At 45.8% G+C, this 17,537-nt stretch carries 19 protein-coding genes; 15 read left to right on the top strand and 4 right to left on the bottom strand.

Going from position 1 to position 17,537, the window contains the following annotated elements:
* Positions 1–26 precede the first annotated feature (26 nt).
* The 3 genes from pckA to hslR all read right to left on the bottom strand — a co-directional run bounded on the left by pckA (position 27) and on the right by hslR (position 3,121).
* Positions 27–1,652 (bottom strand): phosphoenolpyruvate carboxykinase (ATP), encoded by a 1,626-nt coding sequence (gene pckA, locus OV592_RS01690; RefSeq protein WP_016399787.1) that lies wholly within the window; start codon positions 1,650–1,652, stop codon positions 27–29.
* Between the two features lie 179 nt (positions 1,653–1,831).
* Complete coding sequence (hslO, locus tag OV592_RS01695) at positions 1,832–2,713, bottom strand: Hsp33 family molecular chaperone HslO (RefSeq protein WP_406610195.1); 882 nt, start codon at positions 2,711–2,713, stop codon at positions 1,832–1,834.
* Positions 2,714–2,725: 12 nt separating this feature from the next.
* Positions 2,726–3,121 carry a ribosome-associated heat shock protein Hsp15 gene (hslR, locus tag OV592_RS01700; protein ID WP_152783629.1) on the bottom strand — a complete coding sequence of 132 codons (396 nt, stop codon included), beginning with the start codon at positions 3,119–3,121 and terminating at the stop codon, positions 2,726–2,728.
* A gap of 258 nt (positions 3,122–3,379) precedes the next feature.
* Between hslR and gspC the strand changes: the two genes are divergently transcribed.
* The 12 genes from gspC to OV592_RS01760 are packed head-to-tail and all read left to right on the top strand — an operon-like array spanning position 3,380 to position 14,705.
* Positions 3,380–4,267 (top strand): type II secretion system protein GspC, encoded by an 888-nt coding sequence (gspC, locus tag OV592_RS01705; protein ID WP_016399784.1) that lies wholly within the window; start codon positions 3,380–3,382, stop codon positions 4,265–4,267.
* Positions 4,268–4,286: 19 nt separating this feature from the next.
* Positions 4,287–6,395, top strand: coding sequence for a type II secretion system secretin GspD (gspD, locus tag OV592_RS01710; protein WP_406611408.1), 2,109 nt, complete (start codon positions 4,287–4,289; stop codon positions 6,393–6,395).
* Positions 6,395–7,933 (top strand): type II secretion system ATPase GspE, encoded by a 1,539-nt coding sequence (gene gspE, locus OV592_RS01715; protein ID WP_016399782.1) that lies wholly within the window; start codon positions 6,395–6,397, stop codon positions 7,931–7,933. Before gspD ends, gspE begins: the two co-directional genes overlap by 1 nt.
* A gap of 8 nt (positions 7,934–7,941) precedes the next feature.
* Positions 7,942–9,159 carry a type II secretion system inner membrane protein GspF gene (gene gspF, locus OV592_RS01720; protein ID WP_016399781.1) on the top strand — a complete coding sequence of 406 codons (1,218 nt, stop codon included), beginning with the start codon at positions 7,942–7,944 and terminating at the stop codon, positions 9,157–9,159.
* Positions 9,160–9,187: 28 nt separating this feature from the next.
* The gene (gene gspG, locus OV592_RS01725; protein ID WP_016399780.1) at positions 9,188–9,628 is read left to right on the top strand and encodes a type II secretion system major pseudopilin GspG; all 441 of its coding nucleotides are present in this window, start codon (positions 9,188–9,190) and stop codon (positions 9,626–9,628) included.
* 4 nt (positions 9,629–9,632) lie between these two features.
* Positions 9,633–10,220 (top strand): type II secretion system minor pseudopilin GspH, encoded by a 588-nt coding sequence (gspH, locus tag OV592_RS01730; RefSeq protein WP_016399779.1) that lies wholly within the window; start codon positions 9,633–9,635, stop codon positions 10,218–10,220.
* Positions 10,217–10,579, top strand: coding sequence for a type II secretion system minor pseudopilin GspI (gene gspI / locus OV592_RS01735; protein ID WP_040306579.1), 363 nt, complete (start codon positions 10,217–10,219; stop codon positions 10,577–10,579). Before gspH ends, gspI begins: the two co-directional genes overlap by 4 nt.
* Complete coding sequence (gene gspJ, locus OV592_RS01740) at positions 10,579–11,298, top strand: type II secretion system minor pseudopilin GspJ (RefSeq protein ID WP_406610196.1); 720 nt, start codon at positions 10,579–10,581, stop codon at positions 11,296–11,298. Before gspI ends, gspJ begins: the two co-directional genes overlap by 1 nt.
* Positions 11,298–12,287, top strand: coding sequence for a type II secretion system minor pseudopilin GspK (gene gspK, locus OV592_RS01745; protein ID WP_016399776.1), 990 nt, complete (start codon positions 11,298–11,300; stop codon positions 12,285–12,287). Before gspJ ends, gspK begins: the two co-directional genes overlap by 1 nt.
* Positions 12,284–13,486 carry a type II secretion system protein GspL gene (gspL, locus tag OV592_RS01750; protein ID WP_406610197.1) on the top strand — a complete coding sequence of 401 codons (1,203 nt, stop codon included), beginning with the start codon at positions 12,284–12,286 and terminating at the stop codon, positions 13,484–13,486. Before gspK ends, gspL begins: the two co-directional genes overlap by 4 nt.
* Positions 13,483–13,953 carry a type II secretion system protein GspM gene (gene gspM / locus OV592_RS01755; RefSeq protein ID WP_152783621.1) on the top strand — a complete coding sequence of 157 codons (471 nt, stop codon included), beginning with the start codon at positions 13,483–13,485 and terminating at the stop codon, positions 13,951–13,953. Before gspL ends, gspM begins: the two co-directional genes overlap by 4 nt.
* Complete coding sequence (locus OV592_RS01760; RefSeq protein WP_406610198.1) at positions 13,950–14,705, top strand: type II secretion system protein N; 756 nt, start codon at positions 13,950–13,952, stop codon at positions 14,703–14,705. The genes gspM and OV592_RS01760 overlap by 4 nt, the downstream gene beginning before the upstream one ends.
* A 47-nt stretch (positions 14,706–14,752) precedes the next feature.
* On the opposite strand, the gene yrfG is transcribed toward OV592_RS01760, so the two are convergent.
* Positions 14,753–15,415: a GMP/IMP nucleotidase gene (gene yrfG, locus OV592_RS01765; protein WP_406610199.1), complete on the bottom strand. Its 663-nt coding sequence runs from the start codon at positions 15,413–15,415 to the stop codon at positions 14,753–14,755.
* Positions 15,416–15,490: 75 nt separating this feature from the next.
* On the opposite strand from yrfG, the gene nudE reads away from it, so the two are divergent.
* The 3 genes from nudE to OV592_RS01780 all read left to right on the top strand — a co-directional run bounded on the left by nudE (position 15,491) and on the right by OV592_RS01780 (position 17,467).
* Positions 15,491–16,057 carry an ADP compounds hydrolase NudE gene (nudE, locus tag OV592_RS01770; protein ID WP_016399771.1) on the top strand — a complete coding sequence of 189 codons (567 nt, stop codon included), beginning with the start codon at positions 15,491–15,493 and terminating at the stop codon, positions 16,055–16,057.
* A gap of 1 nt (position 16,058) precedes the next feature.
* Positions 16,059–16,874, top strand: a complete 816-nt coding sequence (gene cysQ / locus OV592_RS01775; protein WP_406610200.1) for a 3'(2'),5'-bisphosphate nucleotidase CysQ — start codon at positions 16,059–16,061, stop codon at positions 16,872–16,874.
* 185 nt (positions 16,875–17,059) lie between these two features.
* Positions 17,060–17,467 carry a cytochrome c5 family protein gene (locus OV592_RS01780; protein WP_016399769.1) on the top strand — a complete coding sequence of 136 codons (408 nt, stop codon included), beginning with the start codon at positions 17,060–17,062 and terminating at the stop codon, positions 17,465–17,467.
* Positions 17,468–17,537: the final 70 nt, after the last annotated feature.

The raw sequence follows: 17,537 nt of genomic DNA on the forward strand, positions 1-17,537 counted from the left end.
CTGGTTTTTTTGTGCTTAGTGTTTAACTAGTCCAGTTGTGGTCCAGCTGCTACTAGTGCTTGACCTTCGGCATTGTCGGTGTACTTAGCAAAGTTTTTGATAAAGCGCTGGGCTAAATCTTCTGCTTTGCTTTCCCACTGCAATGGATCTTGGTAAGTATCACGAGGATCGAGGATCTCGCTATCTGCACCAGGAAGGGCTGTAGGTACTTCTAAATTAAAGATTGGCAATTGCTTGGTTTCTTGCTTTTCAATCGAGCCATCTAAAATAGCGTCGATAATTGCACGAGTATCTTGAATCGAAATACGCTTACCTGTGCCATTCCATCCAGTATTCACTAAGTAAGCTTCTGCACCAGCGGCTTCCATACGTTTAACTAATACTTCGGCGTACTTAGTTGGGTGTAATGTAAGGAAGGCTGCGCCAAAACATGCCGAGAAGGTGGGTGTTGGCTCAGTAATACCGCGCTCTGTACCCGCTAATTTGGCAGTAAAACCAGATAAGAAGTGGTACTTAGTTTGCTCTGGAGTCAGTTTCGCTACTGGCGGTAATACACCAAAAGCATCGGCGGTTAAGAAAATAACTTTCTTAGCATGGCCTGCTTTAGACACTGGCTTAACGATATTTTCGATATGATGAATGGGGTAAGAAACCCGCGTATTTTCGGTTTTAGAACCGTCATCGTAGTTTACGCTACCATCGTTACGCACCGTCACGTTCTCTAACAAAGCATCTCGTTTAATGGCGTTGTAGATATCGGGCTCGGCTTCTTTACTTAACTTAATGGTTTTAGCGTAGCAGCCACCTTCAAAGTTAAATACACCTTCATCATCCCAACCGTGCTCGTCATCACCAATCAACTGGCGTTTAGGATCGGTAGATAGGGTGGTTTTGCCGGTACCAGACAAACCGAAGAAAATAGCGGTGTCGCCCTCTTCGCCAACATTGGCAGAACAGTGCATCGACGCCATACCATTAAGTGGTAGGTAGTAGTTCATCATGGCGAACATGCCTTTCTTCATTTCGCCGCCGTACCATGTTCCGCCAATCACCTGCATTTTCTCTGTCATGTTAAATACAGTGAAGTTTTCAGAGTTTAGGCCGTGCTCTTTCCACTTTTTGTTGGTGGTTTTAGAGCCGTTCATTACTACAAAGTCTGGCTCGTAGTCTTCCAGCTCCGCAGCACTTGGGCGAATGAACATATTGGTCACAAAGTGAGCCTGCCATGCCACTTCAACAATGAAGCGTACTTTTAAACGGGTATCAGGGTTGGCACCACAGTAGGTGTCTACCACAAACAAACGTTTGCCAGATAGTTGGTCGGTCACGGTTTTCTTAAGGTCGGTCCAAACCGCGGGGTCTATTGGCTTGTTGTCGTTTTTAGCTTGTTCAGAGGTCCACCACATGCTGTCGCGAGTGGTATCGTCAAGAACGATGTATTTATCTTTTGGCGAACGCCCGGTGAAGATCCCAGTATCTACTGCAACAGCACCGGTTTTGGTAACAATGCCGCGTTCGTAGCCCGTGAGCTCTGGTCGAGTTTCTTCCTTGAATAGTTCTTCGTATGAGGGGTTGTACACCACGTCCGACACATCTTTGATGCCGTATTGAGCCAGGTCGATAACCTGATCTTTTTCTGCAACGTCAAGCATAGCAGTCTCCTGTAGGTAGAGAGGTAAGATTTATATTGTTTTTTTATTTGGTGTTGGCTCTGATTCTATCCCTTTAGTGGTACCAAAAAGAGAGGGGTGTCAAATTACCAGCACTTTTTTTATGGTTATTAGGGGTCTATCTAGGAAATGCGATTCGCACCGCATTTCCTGAGGTCAGTTTAATGAATTTTGGCAGGGTTTGTCGATATATTACGCGTGAAAATGTTTTCAACGTCGGCTTCGTTAAATTTATAGTCGTGTCCACAGTAGTCACAATGCATCGAAATATGGCCTCTCTCGTGGCAAATTTCGAGCAATTCTTTGTGGTCGATATTGGCTAAGGCGGTTTCACAACGTTCTTTCGAGCAAGTACATTTAAAGCAAACTTCTTGTGGCTCGTAAACACGCACTTTATGTTCGTGATACAAACGAAATAGCAGTTGTTCTGCGTCTAGCTCAAAACTCTCTTGAGCGGTAGTTGTTTCACTTAAGGTGGAGATCAACTCAAAGTGTTCCGCGTCCTCATCTTTACTGGCAGGTAATGCTTGTAAGAATAAGCCGCTGGCGTGGGGGCGACCTTCAAACATTCCCGTGTACAACCATAGTTTGGTATTTAGTTGCTCTGACTGCTGGAAGTAAGCTTCGATACTGGCAGCAACGCCTTGTGGATTGATCTCTACTATGCCTTGGTAACGTTCGCCTTGAGTAGGCGTAATGGTTATGACTATGTGGCCTTGACCCACCAGTTCAGCAAAGTCGATATTAGGATCGATAGCGCCTTCGTAACGGGCAATGCCGCGCATTTGTTGTTGGTCGGTACCACTTACCGCCACCACACTTAGTGGGCCATTACCTTGCAGCTGCACAGTAATGTCGCCTTCAAATTTTAAAGTTGCAGTGAGCAAACAAGTTGCGGCTAGCATTTCGCCTAGCAAGGTTTGTACAGGCGCAGGGTAATTTTGTTGATCGATGATTTCTTGGTAGCTTTGCTGCAATTGCACCAACTCGCCCCGTAGATTGTAATCTTCGAATAAGTAACGATTTAGAATGTCTTGCTTCATGTTTAGGCCTGACTATTGTTGTTTAAACTGAATAATTTGCCGACGTTGCTTTTTATCGGGTCGGCGTTCTGGGCTGGCATTTTGAGCCATGAGCTTGCGTTGCATTGCATATTGCTCGCGCTTTTTAAGGCTTTGTTCTGTCTCTTGGTATAGTAGTTGTGCTTGAGGTGCAGGGCCTCGTTTATCACTTAGCTGCTGCACAACCACTTCTATTTGTTGTTGGCCTTGCCACAAACTAATAGTAGCCCCCACTTCTACATTTCTACTTGGCTTACAACGCTGCTGGTTGTAGTGCACTTTTCCGCCCATAACCATATCTCGAGCTAAGCCGCGGGTTTTATAAAATCGTGCAGCCCACAACCACTTGTCAATGCGTGGTGCAGAGTTGTTAGAGTTTTGTGAATTCATGCTAAGTCTTGGCTGGCTTATATATTATCTATTAAATTATATCAGTTTTATGCGTGCTAGCTATGGCCTGGATTAGTGCGTTATCCAGCAGAAAACTGATAAAAGTCCAATTAAATGCAAAATTTACACTTGCAGCTCTTGTTCTACGCCTAAGTCCCTTTAGAATGAAGAACCCTCTATATGAGGCGCTTTGCCATAGTTTTTTCATAAGGATGATCGAGAATCGGTTAACGATGACAGATGTATTATAACGAATAAATGGATATTAAATCTTTTTCTACTCAACTTGCTCGTTACGTTCCTTCGCAAAAGAGCAGCGTATTAATCACATTACTATTGATGTGTTTTGCCGCTTATCAGTTGGCGTCTATTACTTGGTTATTAGTGCCAACGCCTTCGCAAGCTTTTCGCTGGGTTCCTCAGCAAGTGCAATCTAGTAATAAAGCGGCTCAAGTTGATTTATCTAGCCTTACTAAACTGCATTTGTTCGGTGAGTATCAAGCCAAAAAGGCTAAACCAGTTGTTCAAGCGCCTTCGTCAACTGATGCACCGAAAACCTCATTAAAGTTAACTCTGTCTGGTTTGGTAGCGAGTAGTGACCAAACGAAAGCATTGGCCATTATCGAACACCGTGGCAAGCAACAAACCTACGGTGTAGATGAATCGATTAATGGTACTCAAGCTGTCATAAAAGAGATTCAAACTGACCGGGTGATTTTATTGCATCGCGGTGTTTACGAAAGTTTATTGCTAGACCCAGAAGACAAAAACTCACAGTCTCGGGCGAGTTCAAATACCGCTAAGCGCAATACCCAAGCGTCTAGCAATAGCCGTTCGGCTCAAGTCGACGTAAAAGAAGTATTAAAAGACCCTTCAAAGCTAACCGATTACATTCGTATTTCGCCGGTTCGTAAAGATGGAGCCTTAAGTGGTTATCGGATTAACCCCGGTAAAAACGCCGCCTTATTTAAACAAGTGGGCTTGAAAGCTAATGACTTAGCTGTAGCTCTTAATGGATATGACCTGCGCGACAACGCGCAAGCAATGCAAGTGATGCAAGAGATGGCAGAGCTAACGGATATTACAGTTACCGTTGAGCGCAATGGCCAGTTGCAGGATGTGTTGTTCAGCCTGCCAGATGAATAGTACCGGAGATTTATTTAACATGAAGTTGCAAGCCTTACGCTTGGTTCGCCACAGCCTTGTTGGCCTAATTGGATTAGGCCTTTGTGGAGTCGTGAGTGCCACCGAGTTTTCAGCCAATTTTAAAGGTGCTGACATTAGTGAGTTCATCACCACGGTTGGTCGTAATCTCAATAAAACTATCATCGTAGACCCCGCAGTGCGCGGTAAAGTGAATGTGCGTAGTTACGATTTGCTTACCGAAGAGCAGTACTATCAGTTCTTCTTAAGTGTGTTAGATGTTTACGGCTTTGCGGTTATTGATATGCCAAACGGTGTAACCAAAGTTGTGCGCGCTAAAGATGCGAAAGCAGGAGCCATTCCGGTGGTGGACCGCGATGAGCAAGCCTTTGGCGATGAAATGGTTACCCGAGTGGTTCCCGTACTAAACGTATCGGTACGTGAACTAGCGCCTTTATTGCGTCAGCTAAATGATAATGCCGGTGGCGGTAACGTAGTGCACTACGATCCATCAAACGTAATTATGCTTACTGGTCGCGCTGCAGTGGTGAATCGTTTGGTCGAAATTATCCGCCGAGTGGATAAAGCCGGGGACCAAGAGGTAGATATTATTCGCCTTAAATTTGCTTCAGCCGGTGAATTGGTGCGAATTATTGAATCGCTTACTGCTAGCACGGGTGGTAAAGGTGCGGCAGCCAGTTTGTTAATCCCTAAAGTGGTTGCCGATGAGCGTACCAATAGTATTGTGGTATCAGGTGAACCTAGCGCTCGAGCACGAATTGTTCGCTTGGTGGCAAAACTTGATAGTGAATTAGAAACCTACGGCAATACCCGTGTTTTCTACCTAAAGTATGCCAAAGCTGGCGACTTAGTTGATGTACTTAAAGGTGTAAGCGAAACGGTAGCTGCAGAAGCCGCTGGTGGTAGTAAGAAAACCAATACTAGCAACTCACGTGGTAACTTCTCTATTGAAGCCCACGAAGATACCAATACTTTGGTAATTACCGCTCAGCCAGATAATATGCGTACTCTTGAGGGCGTAATTAACCAACTAGATATTCGCCGTGCCCAAGTAAACGTGGAAGCGATTATTGTTGAAGTCGCCGAAGGTGACGGTATTAGCCTCGGCGTGCAGTGGGCCACTAAGGCCGGTGGTACCCAGTTTAATGATGCCGGTGTATCAATTAGTGAGATTGGTGCAGGTATCTACGATGCTCAACCCACCAAAGGTTCTACCGTATGTACCGGTGAAACCTGTACAGAAAACCCAGAAACGCCCGGCGATATCTCTGGTTTAGCCAGCGCCTTGGCTAAGATTTCTGGTGCCGCTTTTGGTTTTTATGGTGCTGATTGGGGCGTGTTAGTTCAGGCTGCGGCTAGTGACTCTCGCTCAAACTTATTAGCAACACCGTCTATTACCACCCTTGATAACAAAGAAGCCTTCTTTACCGTAGGTGAAGAAGTACCGGTACTAACTGGCTCGGCATCGAGTAGCAGCAACGATAATCCATTTACTACGGTTGATCGTAAAGAAGTGGGTATCAAGCTAAAGGTAACACCACAAATTAACGAAGGTGATGCAGTTCAGCTAACCATCGAACAAGAAGTGTCTAAGGTACAAGGTCAAACGTCGGTAGACGTTGTATTTGCTAAGCGCCAATTGCAAACCACGGTGTTAGTAGACAGCGGCGACACTATTATTTTAGGCGGTTTGTTAGACGATCAAATTGAAGAGAGTGAATCTAAAGTGCCGCTACTGGGCGACATCCCGGTATTAGGGCATTTGTTCCGTTCGACCAATTCGAAGAAAGTTAAACGTAATTTGATGATCTTCATTCGCCCAACCATTATTCGTGACTCGGTAACCATGCAAAGCGTGAGCTCGCGTAAGTACAGCCAAATCCGTGCTCAGCAACTGTTGCGTGAAGAGTTAGGCGTAGTATTAATGCCAGATACTAAAGTTCCTGTATTGCCAGAATTTAACTCGGTAGATGATGTATCGCCTGAAGTTCAAGAGTACATCGACTACTTAAAAGAAAAGAATGAGCGTTTAAAGAAAGAAGAAGCTGAGAAAGCGGCAAAAGAAGCCGAAGCGGCAGCTGCCAATAAAGAGCAAGTGAGTGCCGAGTAATGGACTTAGATGCTGAGCTAAACGTATTAGAAGATGAAAAGGCCTTAGTGTCTGACACCCCTCACATGGAAGGGGTAGAAGGTTGGCAGTTACCTTACATGTTTGCCAAAACTTACGGCGTAATGCTGGAAAAAAAGCAAGACGCTTGGCAGGTCTATCATAACTCTAAGGTGGAGTTAGAAGCCTTATTAGAAATTCGTCGCGTACTACAGCAAACATTCTCTTGCGAAGAATTGTCTGATGAAGAGTTTGAACAGCGCTTAACCGAAGGTTATCAGCGAGATTCATCGCAAGCTCGTCAGTTAATGGAAGATATCGGCAACGATATGGACTTCTATACCTTGGCTGAAGAGCTTCCGGAAAACGAAGACTTATTAGAAACCGAAGACGATGCGCCAATCATTAAATTGATTAACGCCATGTTAGGTGAAGCAATTAAAGAAGGGGCCAGTGATATCCACATTGAAACCTTTGAAGCAGCCCTGGTGATTCGTTTTCGTATTGACGGCGTATTGCGTGAAATTTTACGCCCACACCGCAAGCTTGCCGCTTTGTTAGTTTCACGTATTAAAGTAATGGCGCGTTTGGATATTGCTGAGAAGCGGGTGCCGCAAGATGGTCGTATTTCTTTGCGTATTGCTGGCCGTGCCGTAGATGTGCGGGTTTCAACCATGCCATCTAGCCATGGCGAGCGGGTTGTACTGCGTTTATTAGATAAAAACAATTCTCGCTTGAAGCTTGAAAGCCTAGGTTTGGCAGAAAACTACCGCGAAGTGATTAGCGAACTGCTGAAAAAACCACACGGTATTATCTTAGTTACCGGACCGACTGGTTCCGGTAAAAGTACTACCTTGTATGCTGGCCTTAACGACATTAATACTAAAGATCGGAACATTCTCACTGTAGAAGATCCGGTTGAATTTAATATTGAAGGCATCGGCCAAACCCAAGTTAATACCAAAGTGGATATGACCTTTGCGCGCGGTTTACGGGCGATTCTTCGTCAAGACCCCGATGTAGTAATGATTGGTGAGATCCGTGACTTAGAAACCGCGCAAATTGCGGTGCAAGCCAGTTTAACCGGTCACTTAGTATTATCTACTCTGCACACCAATACTGCGATTGGTTCGGTCACCCGTTTGCGCGATATGGGGGTTGAGCCGTTTTTATTATCATCGAGTTTATTGGCGGTGTTAGCGCAGCGTTTAGTGCGTACTTTATGCCAAGATTGCTGCGAAGCTCATCTGGTAAGTGAGCACGAACACCAGCTATTAGGCATTGCTAAAGATGCTACGGTGTATCGCCCTGTAGGCTGTGAAAGCTGTAACAATACTGGCTATCGTGGCCGAACCGGTATTCATGAGTTATTGCCGGTTACCGATGAAGTTCGCGATATGATCCATTCTGGTAGCAGCGAACAAGAAATTGAGAATGCAGTGCGCTCTAGTTGCCCAAGCATCCGACAAGATGGGGTAAATAAAGTGCTGAAGGGCATTACTAGCCTAGAAGAAGTATTGCGAGTCACCCGCGAAGGATAGTTAGTGTAATGCCGGCATTTGAGTATCAAGCCTTTAATAAAAAGGGCAAAAAATCTAACGGAGTTCATGAAGCGGAATCGGCGCGTCAGGTTCGCGCTCATCTGCGTGAGCAAGGCTTAACGCCACTTAAAATTGAGCAAGTGGCGGAGCGTGCTCAAAAAGCCAGCGCTGGTTTTCGCTTGCGAAGCAAAGTTAGCACCTCAGATTTAGCTCTATTAACTCGCCAGCTAGCAACCTTAGTTGCTGCAGCTATGCCCATTGAAGAGTCGCTTAAGGCGGTAGCTCAACAGTGTGATAAACCTAAACTCAAAAGCATTATTCTTGGCGTGCGCTCCAAAGTTGTAGAAGGTTACAGCTTGGCCGATAGCATGGCCGAATTCCCCGACGTATTCGAAAAACTGTATTGCGCCATGGTGGCTGCAGGCGAAAAATCAGGCCACCTAGATAAAGTGCTTGATCGTTTAGCCGATTACACCGAGCAGCGCCAAGCGATGCGCATGAAAACCATGCAAGCTTTAATCTACCCAGCAGTACTTACCTTTGTGTGTTTAGGTGTTATTGCAATTCTGTTGGTGTCGGTAGTGCCTAAGGTAGTGGCTCAGTTTGAACATATGGGGCAAGAGTTGCCTAACGCCACCAAGTTTTTGATTTATGTAAGTGAACTAGTGAGTGATTATGGCCTGTTCTTCTTAATCGGCGGCATGCTAGCGATGGTGGTTTGGCAGCGTTTATTGCAGAAAGACAGCATAAGAATGAAATGGCACCAGCGAATTTTAGGCATGCCAGTGGTTGGTAAGGTGAGCAAGGGGCTTAATACCGCGCGCTTTGCTAGAACCTTAAGTATTTTGAATGCCAGTGCCGTGCCTTTGTTAGAAGGTATGGGCATTGCCGGTGAAGTACTCACCAATGATTACGCACGTGCCCAGGTATTGGATGCCGCCTCTAAAGTACGCGAAGGCGGCAGTTTGCACTCTTCACTAGAAGCTACCAAATTGTTCCCACCGATGATGCTACATATGATCGCCAGTGGTGAGCGTTCTGGGGAATTGGAAGGAATGTTAGAACGCGCGGCCGACAACCAAGACCGTCAGTTCGAAACGCAAGTGAACATAGCATTAGGGATATTCGAGCCTGCCTTGATCGTAACCATGGCGGGTATCGTGCTATTTATCGTAATGGCAATTCTATTGCCGATTTTGGAACTTAATAACATGGTGGGGCTATAGCACCTACCGGTATTTCGGAGTAAGTAACATGCAAAAGTCGATGCACACTCAAGCAACTAGCCGAGGTTTTACCTTGCTAGAAGTGATGGTGGTGATTGTAATTCTAGGTATTTTGGCCGGTTTAGTTGTTCCTAACTTATTAGGCAACAAAGAAAAAGCCGATATTCAAAAGGCAAAAACCGATATTATCGCTCTAGAAAATGCCTTAGACATGTACCGCTTGGATAACTCGCGTTACCCCACCACAGAGCAAGGCCTAGAAGCCTTGGTCACTAAACCAAGTTCAAGTCCAGAGCCACGTAACTACCCAGAAGATGGCTACTTACGTCGTTTGCAAAAAGACCCATGGGGTAATGACTACATTCTAATTAGCCCAGGTGAGAAAGGCCGTATTGATATTTTCAGCGCCGGCTTAGATGGTGAAGAAGGTACCAATGACGATATTGGTAACTGGAACTTAGATCAGTAAATTGATGAGGTCTCGCTTAGCTCATCGCAATCGCCAGCAAGGTTTTACCTTGCTGGAGGTTATTTTGGTATTGCTATTAATGTCGATGGGTATCTATTCGGTTGTTATGTCAGTATCGGGTTCGAGCGAGCAAAAGATCGTTGAGCAGCAAGCCAAGCGTTTAGCCGCTCTTGTTCAATATGCCCAAGAGCAGGCGCTGCTTACTGGCTATGATTATGGCGTTTACAGTGATGCCGAAAAGTACCAGTTTGTGCGGATGGAGAAACAGCGCTGGGTAAAACTTAACGATCGAATATTTAAAGAAAAAGTATTTGAAGAGCCGTATTTTCTGGAGTTAAGCCTAGAAAATGTGGAGCTCGAAGAACAAGGTTATGGCAGTGGAACCTTGGGTTTTGAAGGTGATGGTTTGTTTGAAAAGGACTTCATCACCGAGGAAGTTGAACAAACCATAGTGCCGCAAGTACTGCTGCTAAGTAGTGGTGAAGTGACGCCCTTTAAACTGGTGTTTGCTTATGAAGATAGCCTTAATCGCTGGCAAGTAAGCAGTGATGATTTAGGTCAGCTCACCATCGCTCGAGATCAAGAGCAATGAACAAGCAACGGGGTATGACCTTACTAGAAGTGATGGTGGCCTTAGCGGTGCTAGCCATTGCTGGTACGGCTGTTATGAAAAGTGCCTCAGAAAACTTGCGCAGTTTATCTTACATTCAAGATAAAACCTTTGCCCTATGGATTGCCGACAATCAAATGGCCGAGCTCAAGCTCAGTAAGACATGGCCCGGTACGTCTAGTCGAAAAGGAACCACCAAATTTGGCGATACTGATTGGCATTGGCGCTCTCAAGGGGTAGCCACTGGCGATCCTAATTTTGTGGCAGTGACTATTTCGGTTTATCGTAATGCCGAGGAAAAAGCCGCCTTGGCCGAAATAACCAGCTATGTGAGCCGTTGATGAAGCAGCGCGGTTTTACTTTATTAGAAATGCTGGTGGCAATTGTTATTTTTGCTTTGCTTACTATGGCTGCTTACCAAGTATTGCAAGGGGTTATGCGTAGCGATGAGATTTCGCAGCGCCATGGCGAAAGCCTACAAGCCTTGCAACGCGCGATGTTTTTTATGCAGCGCGATTTTACTCAGCTGGCACCGCGTTCGGTGAGAGATGAAACCGAAGAACAGCGCCCCTTAATCATAGCTGAGAAGTATTTGTTAGAAAGCGATGACATGGGCATAGAAATGCTGGTGTTAGGCTGGCGTAATCCGCAGTCGGTGATTCGTCGTTCGCAACTGCAACGCGTGGCATATGTGTTAAAAGACGAAAAACTGATTAAACGCTTTTACAACCATCCCGATGCTGTTGTGGGTTACGAACCACGCGAGATGGTGTTGCTTAGCGATGTTGAAGAACTCAATTTCCGTTTTCATGGTTCCAGTGGTTGGAGCCAGCAAGTATCAGATAGCAACCAACTACCGCGTGCGGTAGAAGTGACCTTGCGACATAAAGATTATGGTGAATTACGCAGGGTGTTTTTAAGCCCGGAAGGCAGCCGTGCGGCGGTTGCCAGTCAGGCCCAAGAAGACGCCAATCGTAACACCAACCAAGGTGGTAGTGATTCGGGCACCAATAATGGCAACAATAACTCTGGCAGCCAACCTGATCCGGACGGTTCATAATGCAGAGTATTCATGCTTGCCCTCAGCGCCAACGTGGCGTAGCACTGCTTACCGTAATGCTAATTTTGGCGGTAATGGTTGTGGTGGCTGCACAGTTTAGTCAGCGCTTGCAACTCGATTTAGCTAGAGCGACTAACTTACAGCATTCGTTGCGCTCAAACTGGATGCTATCAGGCGCCGAAGCTTTTGCCTTAAAGGTGATAAAGCAAGATTTAGAAGATGATGATCGGGTGCACCTTGGCCAATATTGGGCCACCGAAGGCATGGTGTTCCCGGTTGAAGATTCGGTGATTAAAGGTCACATTGTTGATATGCAGGCCTGTTTTAATCTAAATGCTCTAGGGCAGCCGAATAAAACTGACGGGCAACCGCCTAAAGTGGCTGATCAGTTTATTGGCTTGTTGGTGGCGGTTGGTGTTGATGCCTATAGCGCCGAGCAAATAACTGATGCAACTAGGGATTGGATTGACGCAGATACTATACCGCTGCCACAAGGTGCAGAAGACGGTGTATATGAAGGTTTAAATCCGTCTTATCTGCCAGCGAATATGCCGATGGTAGATAAAAGTGAGTTTAGAGCGGTTTATGGTGTTACTGCAGGAATATATCGCCGGGTTGCACCTTTTATCTGTGCGATACCTGAAACTGGGTTAGCGGTAAATGTGAATACTGTAGCTGCCGACCAGCCGCAACTTTTAGAAGCGCTATTTTATCCTGATCTGGATAACACCGGCGCACTGCAGGTCTTGAATGACCGTCCCGATGAGGGGTATCGTACCTTGGATGAGATGATGACTCATCCAGCGTTAGCGGGGATCCCGCTTACCCAGCCGGGTTTACAGCAAACATTGGCCTTGCAATCGAACTACTTTAAGGCGCAATTGTTAGTGGAAAATGAACAAGGACAAGCACAAATGACCAGTGTTATTCAGCGCAGTGGTACTTCTGATCTTAAAGTGATTAGACGCTCTTACGGAGACCAACTGTGAACGAACAACTCATCATTCGCCTGCCGAGCACCGGCAAAGAAGTCATTAACTGGATGGTTTGGTCCGACAGCGAGCAGGAGCTTATTGCTGCCGGTGAATTGGCCAGTAGCGCCGAGTTAGGTTTACTCCAGGAAAAGGCCGAACAGCGCCGAGTTATCGTATTAATTCCGGCCAGTGATATTAGCCAGCACCGCTTAGATTTACCTAAGTCGGCACAGCGCTCATGGCAGCAGGTTGCGCCTTTTATGCTCGAAGAGCAGTTGGCACAAGATCCCGACAGTCTACATATTTGCTTGCTAGAAAAAGGCAAAGATAGCATTGATGTTGTCTGTGTCAGCCATCAGCAAATGGAAAGCTGGCTAGACATGCTTGAAGCTGCTGGCATAGAAAGCCAAACCTGGTGTGTTGATGCCCTATGTTTACCTGAAGCCGACGAAGGCCAAGCGACAGCCATTCAGCTTAACCAGCAATGGTTGTTGCGCTTCTTTGATGGCCGGGTAATGAGCATAGATGAAGCGTGGTTCGCCACTGCTTTTCCACTTATTGCGAAGCAGTATCCTGAACTTGTCATTCAGCATTACAGCCCAGCAGCTAAGCTCGAAAATGATACCGTTGAATGGCAGGCTCGAGCACCGGAACTGCCGATGAAGCTATTAAGTGATGGTGCTAAAAAAGCCAAGCTTAATCTGTTACAAGGGCCGTATGCTGCGGCTAACCCTCTTGCTCAACTTTGGTTGCAATGGCGAAAAGTGGCGATTGCCGCCGGAGTGTGTTTTGTATTGGCCTTGGCCTATCAGCTTATTGATACCCACAAAACAGAACAACAAATAGCCAGTGTTGATGAAAACATTCGAACTGTTTACAAAAGGGTATTTCCTGAAGTTTCACGCGTTCGTGATAGCCGGATCCGTAGTGATTTTCGTAAAGCACTTGCAGGCATTGGCGAGGCCCCAGAGCAAGACTTTTTGAAGATGATGATTCATCTGTCTACTGCTTTTGATAAAAACAAAGATCTGAATCCGATTAGCCTGCGCTATGACCATAAAAAGGGTGAAATACGCTTGCAGGCGCAAGCTAAAAACTTCCAAACCTTTGAGCAGTTTCGTCAGTCGGTTAAACCTTTTGAGAGTGAGCAAGGTACCTTGAGCAACAAAGCGGGTGCGGTGGTCGGCACTTTAGTCATAAGGAACGCATCATGAAGCAGTGGTGGCAAAGTTTAAATAAGCGTGAACAAAACCTGGTTACGGCTGCCGCGGTATTAGTGGCGATAGCCGTTTTGTATTGGGGCATTTGGTCACCAATAGCCGGTGCTAATGCTCAAGCTAAACAGCGCTTGGCTAGCCAGCAGCAAACTTTAGAGTGGGCCCAGCAACAAGGCTCCGTGATTATTGCTAATGGTCGTCCTCAACAAACTAGCAGTGAAGTAAAAGTAAGCCAAGCCGTGAGTAGCTCGGCTCGCCAGCAGCGCATTACTATCAGCCGTATTCAACCTAAGGGTGATGAGGTAGAGGTGTGGATTGAAAGTGTGCCATTTAATCAGTTAATGACTTGGTTGAAAATGCTAAGCCAACGCTATGGCATTATTGTTGAAAACGTAGATTTAGATGAAGGTAAACAAGAAGGCATTGTTGGTGTTCGACGTTTACGTTTAGGAAAAGCTGAATGAAGAAGTACCTCGCTTTAGCGCTATTACTTATATTGGTGTATTTAGTTAGTTTGATAGCCACCACGCCCCTGGCGGTGGTACTAAATTATGCACCGTTACCAAAGGGCATTGCGCTTAATCACCCCAGCGGCAGCATATGGAATGGCAAGTTAATCAGTGTTGATACGCCAAACTTAAGCCTAAACCAAGTAAATTGGCAGTTGAAACCAAGCGCCTTATTATTGGGGCGAATTGCTGCTGACGTGCAGCTTGGTACTGGCCAAGAGCTACATGGAGAAGGGCAAGTAGGTTTGAGCTTTTCCGGTTGGTATGCCAAAGATTGGCAATTAGAAGCCCCTGCCAGTTGGGTGGTTGAACAGGTGCCAATGCCGCTGCCCTTATCTATTGAGGGTGATATTCAATTAAACCTTGCCGAAGCCAGCCAAGGCAGCCCTTGGTGTGAGCAATTATCCGGTCAGCTGCGTTGGCTAGGGCCGTTAATTGGTACCCCATTGGGCGAACTACGCTTAGATAACGCAAATGCAGAACTAAGCTGTAATGAAGGGCAACCTACTATTCAGCTCAACCATAGCGACCCTCAGCTTGAGCTGGAATTGCTAGCCTCTGTTGGACAGCCTAATTGGTTGGCCGAAGGCAAAATAAAAGCGGGTGCAGAAATGCCCCAAACCATGAGTGGTAACCTTAAGTACATAGGCCGCCCAGACCCTCAAGGTTTTTATCGCTTTAAGCAACAAGGCCGCCTGCCTCGCTAAAGTAAAAGCTAGCTCTTAGAGCTAGCTTTTTTGTTTGCTTAACCCTGCTAGCCTAATAGCTCTTTAGTAAAGTGATGGTAGTCATCAATAGACGGGAAGTGGGTAAATTCTTTACTGGCTTGTTTTGAGTCTGGATTATTGATCCCCAACAGGTATTTAATGCCAAACTTGTTGGCTTGATCGAGCACGGTCTCGTTGTCGTCAATAAACAAAGTTCGTTCTGGGTCAAAGGGATGGTGCTCTATTAAGGCCTGCCAAAGCTTGGGGTCTTCTTTGGGATAACCAAACTGGTGGGCACTAAACAAGGTATCAAGGTATTGATCTAGGCCGGTGACTTTAATTTTGGTAGTTAGTCCGTCGGGGTGACAGTTAGTTAGCAATACCCGTTTTTTCCCAGTTGTAGCTAGTGCTTCTAAAAAGGGTTTTACGTCGTCTCGCCACTGAATCTTATGTTGAACTTCTGTTTTCAAGTTGCGAATATCAATATTGGTTTTATTGCTCCAATAATCGAAACAATACCAATCCAGAGTGCCGGATACAGTTTCGTAGTCGGCGAACAAACGCTCGCGCGCCTCGTCTAAACTCAGGTTATTTTGGTGAGCGAAGGAGATAGGCAGATAGTGCATCCAGAAGTAATTATCGTAATGCAGATCTAATAAAGTGCCATCCATATCTAATAAAACGGTATCGATTTTAGTCCAGTCAAACATTCTTAGTCGCTAATCCTTGAGTGCTTCTAACAGCAATGTAACAATGACATTAAGTTAATGATAGCAGGAAGATAGATGAGCAAGCATCATCCGCCTCGATTATTAGACAGCGCCATTGCTGCCGAAAGTCGTTTCTTCAAAATTGAAGAATTACACCTCGAGTTTAGCAACGGCGAACGACGGATTTATGAACGCTTAGTGGGATCAGGGCAGGGTGCGGTAATGGTATTGCCAATTACCGAACAAAATGAACTGCTGCTTATTAGTGAATATGCCGCCGGAACAGAGCGTTATGAACTAGGCTTTGTTAAAGGCTTGGTCGATCGTGGTGAAGCAGCTATTGATGCCGCTAATCGCGAATTACAAGAAGAAGTGGGATTTAAAGCACAAGATTTGCAACTACTCACCGAGTTATCGGTAGCACCGGGCTATTTCTCTAGTCATATGTCGGTGTATGTAGCGCAGGGTTTGCAGCCCAGTGTGTTGGAAGGCGATGAGCCAGAACCCTTAGAAGTGATAAAGCTACCACTTGATGAGATAGATAATTTGTACGCAAATCCGGCCTTCTCTGAAGCGCGTAGTGTTGCGTCATTGTTACTCCTTGAGAAATGGTTAAAGCAGAACAAGGTGAGAAGTATATAGGATGATAGACCCTGCTAGTGTGTTGTCAGAGGTGATTGAAATTGCTCGTGGTGCTGGCGAAATTATTCGTAAAATCTATGAAGAAGGTGATTTTGTTAGCGAAGTAAAAGATGATGCTACGCCGGTAACCTCGGCGGATTATGCTGCGCATCATTTCATTATGGACGCACTTAGCAAGCTTACCCCAGAGATCCCGATTTTATCTGAAGAACAAGCCGATATTAGTTTAGCGGACAGAGAAGCTTGGCAATGCTATTGGTTAGTTGACCCGCTTGATGGTACTCAAGAGTTTGTTTCTGGTAGTGGCGATTTTGCTACCGAGATTGCCTTAGTTCAAAATAACCAACCAGTGCTTGGCGTGGTGTACGGACCCATTGTGCAAATTTTGTATGCTGCGGTAAAAGGCCACGGTGCTTTTAAAGAGCAAAACGGTACACGTACTTCAATAAAAAGTCGCCATTACCCCGATAAGCCGGAGCATATTCGAGTAGCGACGAGCCGCGTTCAGCGTCCAGCTTTGCTGCAGGCAATATTAAACTGTAACTATCATTACAAATTGTACCCACTAGGCAGTGCCAGTTTAAAAAGTTGCATGGTGGCAGAGGGTGCTGCGGATTGTTATATACGGGTTGGGCCTACCGGCGAGTGGGATACTGGTGCTCCGCAGGTTATTTTGCAAGAAGCAGGCGGTACCTTGTTAGATTTGCATCTACGCGAGCTAAGCTACAACCAAAGAGAGTCTTTAGAAAACCCTAACTTTATCTCTTTGGGCGATCCACAATTACCGTGGCGCGACATATTAAAAAATCCTAGTTAGCTGGAGTAAAGCTAAACGAGTGAACTTAAGCAGTTTTAAATTCGTTTAGCTAACAACTCGGACACATCTGGCTAATATTCGTTTTTACAATGGTTTAACCTCAAGGTAATAGCGGGTATAATTTTGCCAATAATGACAAGGATGCCTAATACTGCGGTCAGTAGGCACGATGAGGAGAGATAAGGGTGAAGCTTTTGAACTGGAAAACACTGGTACTATCTATTTGCTTAACAATTGTGCCGAATGCTTTTGCGGCTGATATGTCTGATGAGGCGATTGCCGAGCGTATTAAGCCAGTGGGTGAAGTTTATCTCGATGGCGAGTTAGAAGTTGCCAAAGCACCTGCTGCTTCAAGCGGGCCTCGTGCTGGCGACGCGGTATACAACACTTTCTGTACTGCCTGTCACAGTACTGGCGCAGCGGGCGCACCGAAGAAAGGCGACAGCGCTGCTTGGGCACCACGTATTGCCCAAGGTGATCAAACTATGTTCGACCATGCTTGGAAGGGCTTTAACGCAATGCCAGCAAAAGGTACTTGTGGCGATTGTAGTGAAGATGAAATTAAAGCGGCTATTGCTTACATGATTGAGTAAGCGAACGCTTAAATCAAAAAACACCACGCATTGCGTGGTGTTTTTGTTTGTACTGCAAAATGATAGCCGC

This window comes from Agarivorans sp. JK6, assembly GCF_045277145.1.
GTDB lineage: Bacteria > Pseudomonadota > Gammaproteobacteria > Enterobacterales > Celerinatantimonadaceae > Agarivorans > Agarivorans albus.

What these genes read in the sequence shown, in the direction of transcription:
- nudE (WP_016399771.1), top strand. Translation starts at nt 15,491, where the DNA reads ATGAGCAAGCATCATCCGCCTCGATTATTAGACAGCGCCATTGCTGCC.
- OV592_RS01760 (WP_406610198.1), top strand. Translation starts at nt 13,950, where the DNA reads ATGAAGAAGTACCTCGCTTTAGCGCTATTACTTATATTGGTGTATTTA.
- gspH (WP_016399779.1), top strand. Translation starts at nt 9,633, where the DNA reads ATGAGGTCTCGCTTAGCTCATCGCAATCGCCAGCAAGGTTTTACCTTG.
- gspC (WP_016399784.1), top strand. Translation starts at nt 3,380, where the DNA reads ATGGATATTAAATCTTTTTCTACTCAACTTGCTCGTTACGTTCCTTCG.
- gspK (WP_016399776.1), top strand. Translation starts at nt 11,298, where the DNA reads ATGCAGAGTATTCATGCTTGCCCTCAGCGCCAACGTGGCGTAGCACTG.
- gspD (WP_406611408.1), top strand. Translation starts at nt 4,287, where the DNA reads ATGAAGTTGCAAGCCTTACGCTTGGTTCGCCACAGCCTTGTTGGCCTA.
- gspG (WP_016399780.1), top strand. Translation starts at nt 9,188, where the DNA reads ATGCAAAAGTCGATGCACACTCAAGCAACTAGCCGAGGTTTTACCTTG.
- hslO (WP_406610195.1), bottom strand. Translation starts at nt 2,713, where the DNA reads ATGAAGCAAGACATTCTAAATCGTTACTTATTCGAAGATTACAATCTA.
- gspE (WP_016399782.1), top strand. Translation starts at nt 6,395, where the DNA reads ATGGACTTAGATGCTGAGCTAAACGTATTAGAAGATGAAAAGGCCTTA.
- cysQ (WP_406610200.1), top strand. Translation starts at nt 16,059, where the DNA reads ATGATAGACCCTGCTAGTGTGTTGTCAGAGGTGATTGAAATTGCTCGT.
- gspJ (WP_406610196.1), top strand. Translation starts at nt 10,579, where the DNA reads ATGAAGCAGCGCGGTTTTACTTTATTAGAAATGCTGGTGGCAATTGTT.
- pckA (WP_016399787.1), bottom strand. Translation starts at nt 1,652, where the DNA reads ATGCTTGACGTTGCAGAAAAAGATCAGGTTATCGACCTGGCTCAATAC.
- gspM (WP_152783621.1), top strand. Translation starts at nt 13,483, where the DNA reads ATGAAGCAGTGGTGGCAAAGTTTAAATAAGCGTGAACAAAACCTGGTT.
- gspF (WP_016399781.1), top strand. Translation starts at nt 7,942, where the DNA reads ATGCCGGCATTTGAGTATCAAGCCTTTAATAAAAAGGGCAAAAAATCT.
- yrfG (WP_406610199.1), bottom strand. Translation starts at nt 15,415, where the DNA reads ATGTTTGACTGGACTAAAATCGATACCGTTTTATTAGATATGGATGGC.
- gspI (WP_040306579.1), top strand. Translation starts at nt 10,217, where the DNA reads ATGAACAAGCAACGGGGTATGACCTTACTAGAAGTGATGGTGGCCTTA.
- hslR (WP_152783629.1), bottom strand. Translation starts at nt 3,121, where the DNA reads ATGAATTCACAAAACTCTAACAACTCTGCACCACGCATTGACAAGTGG.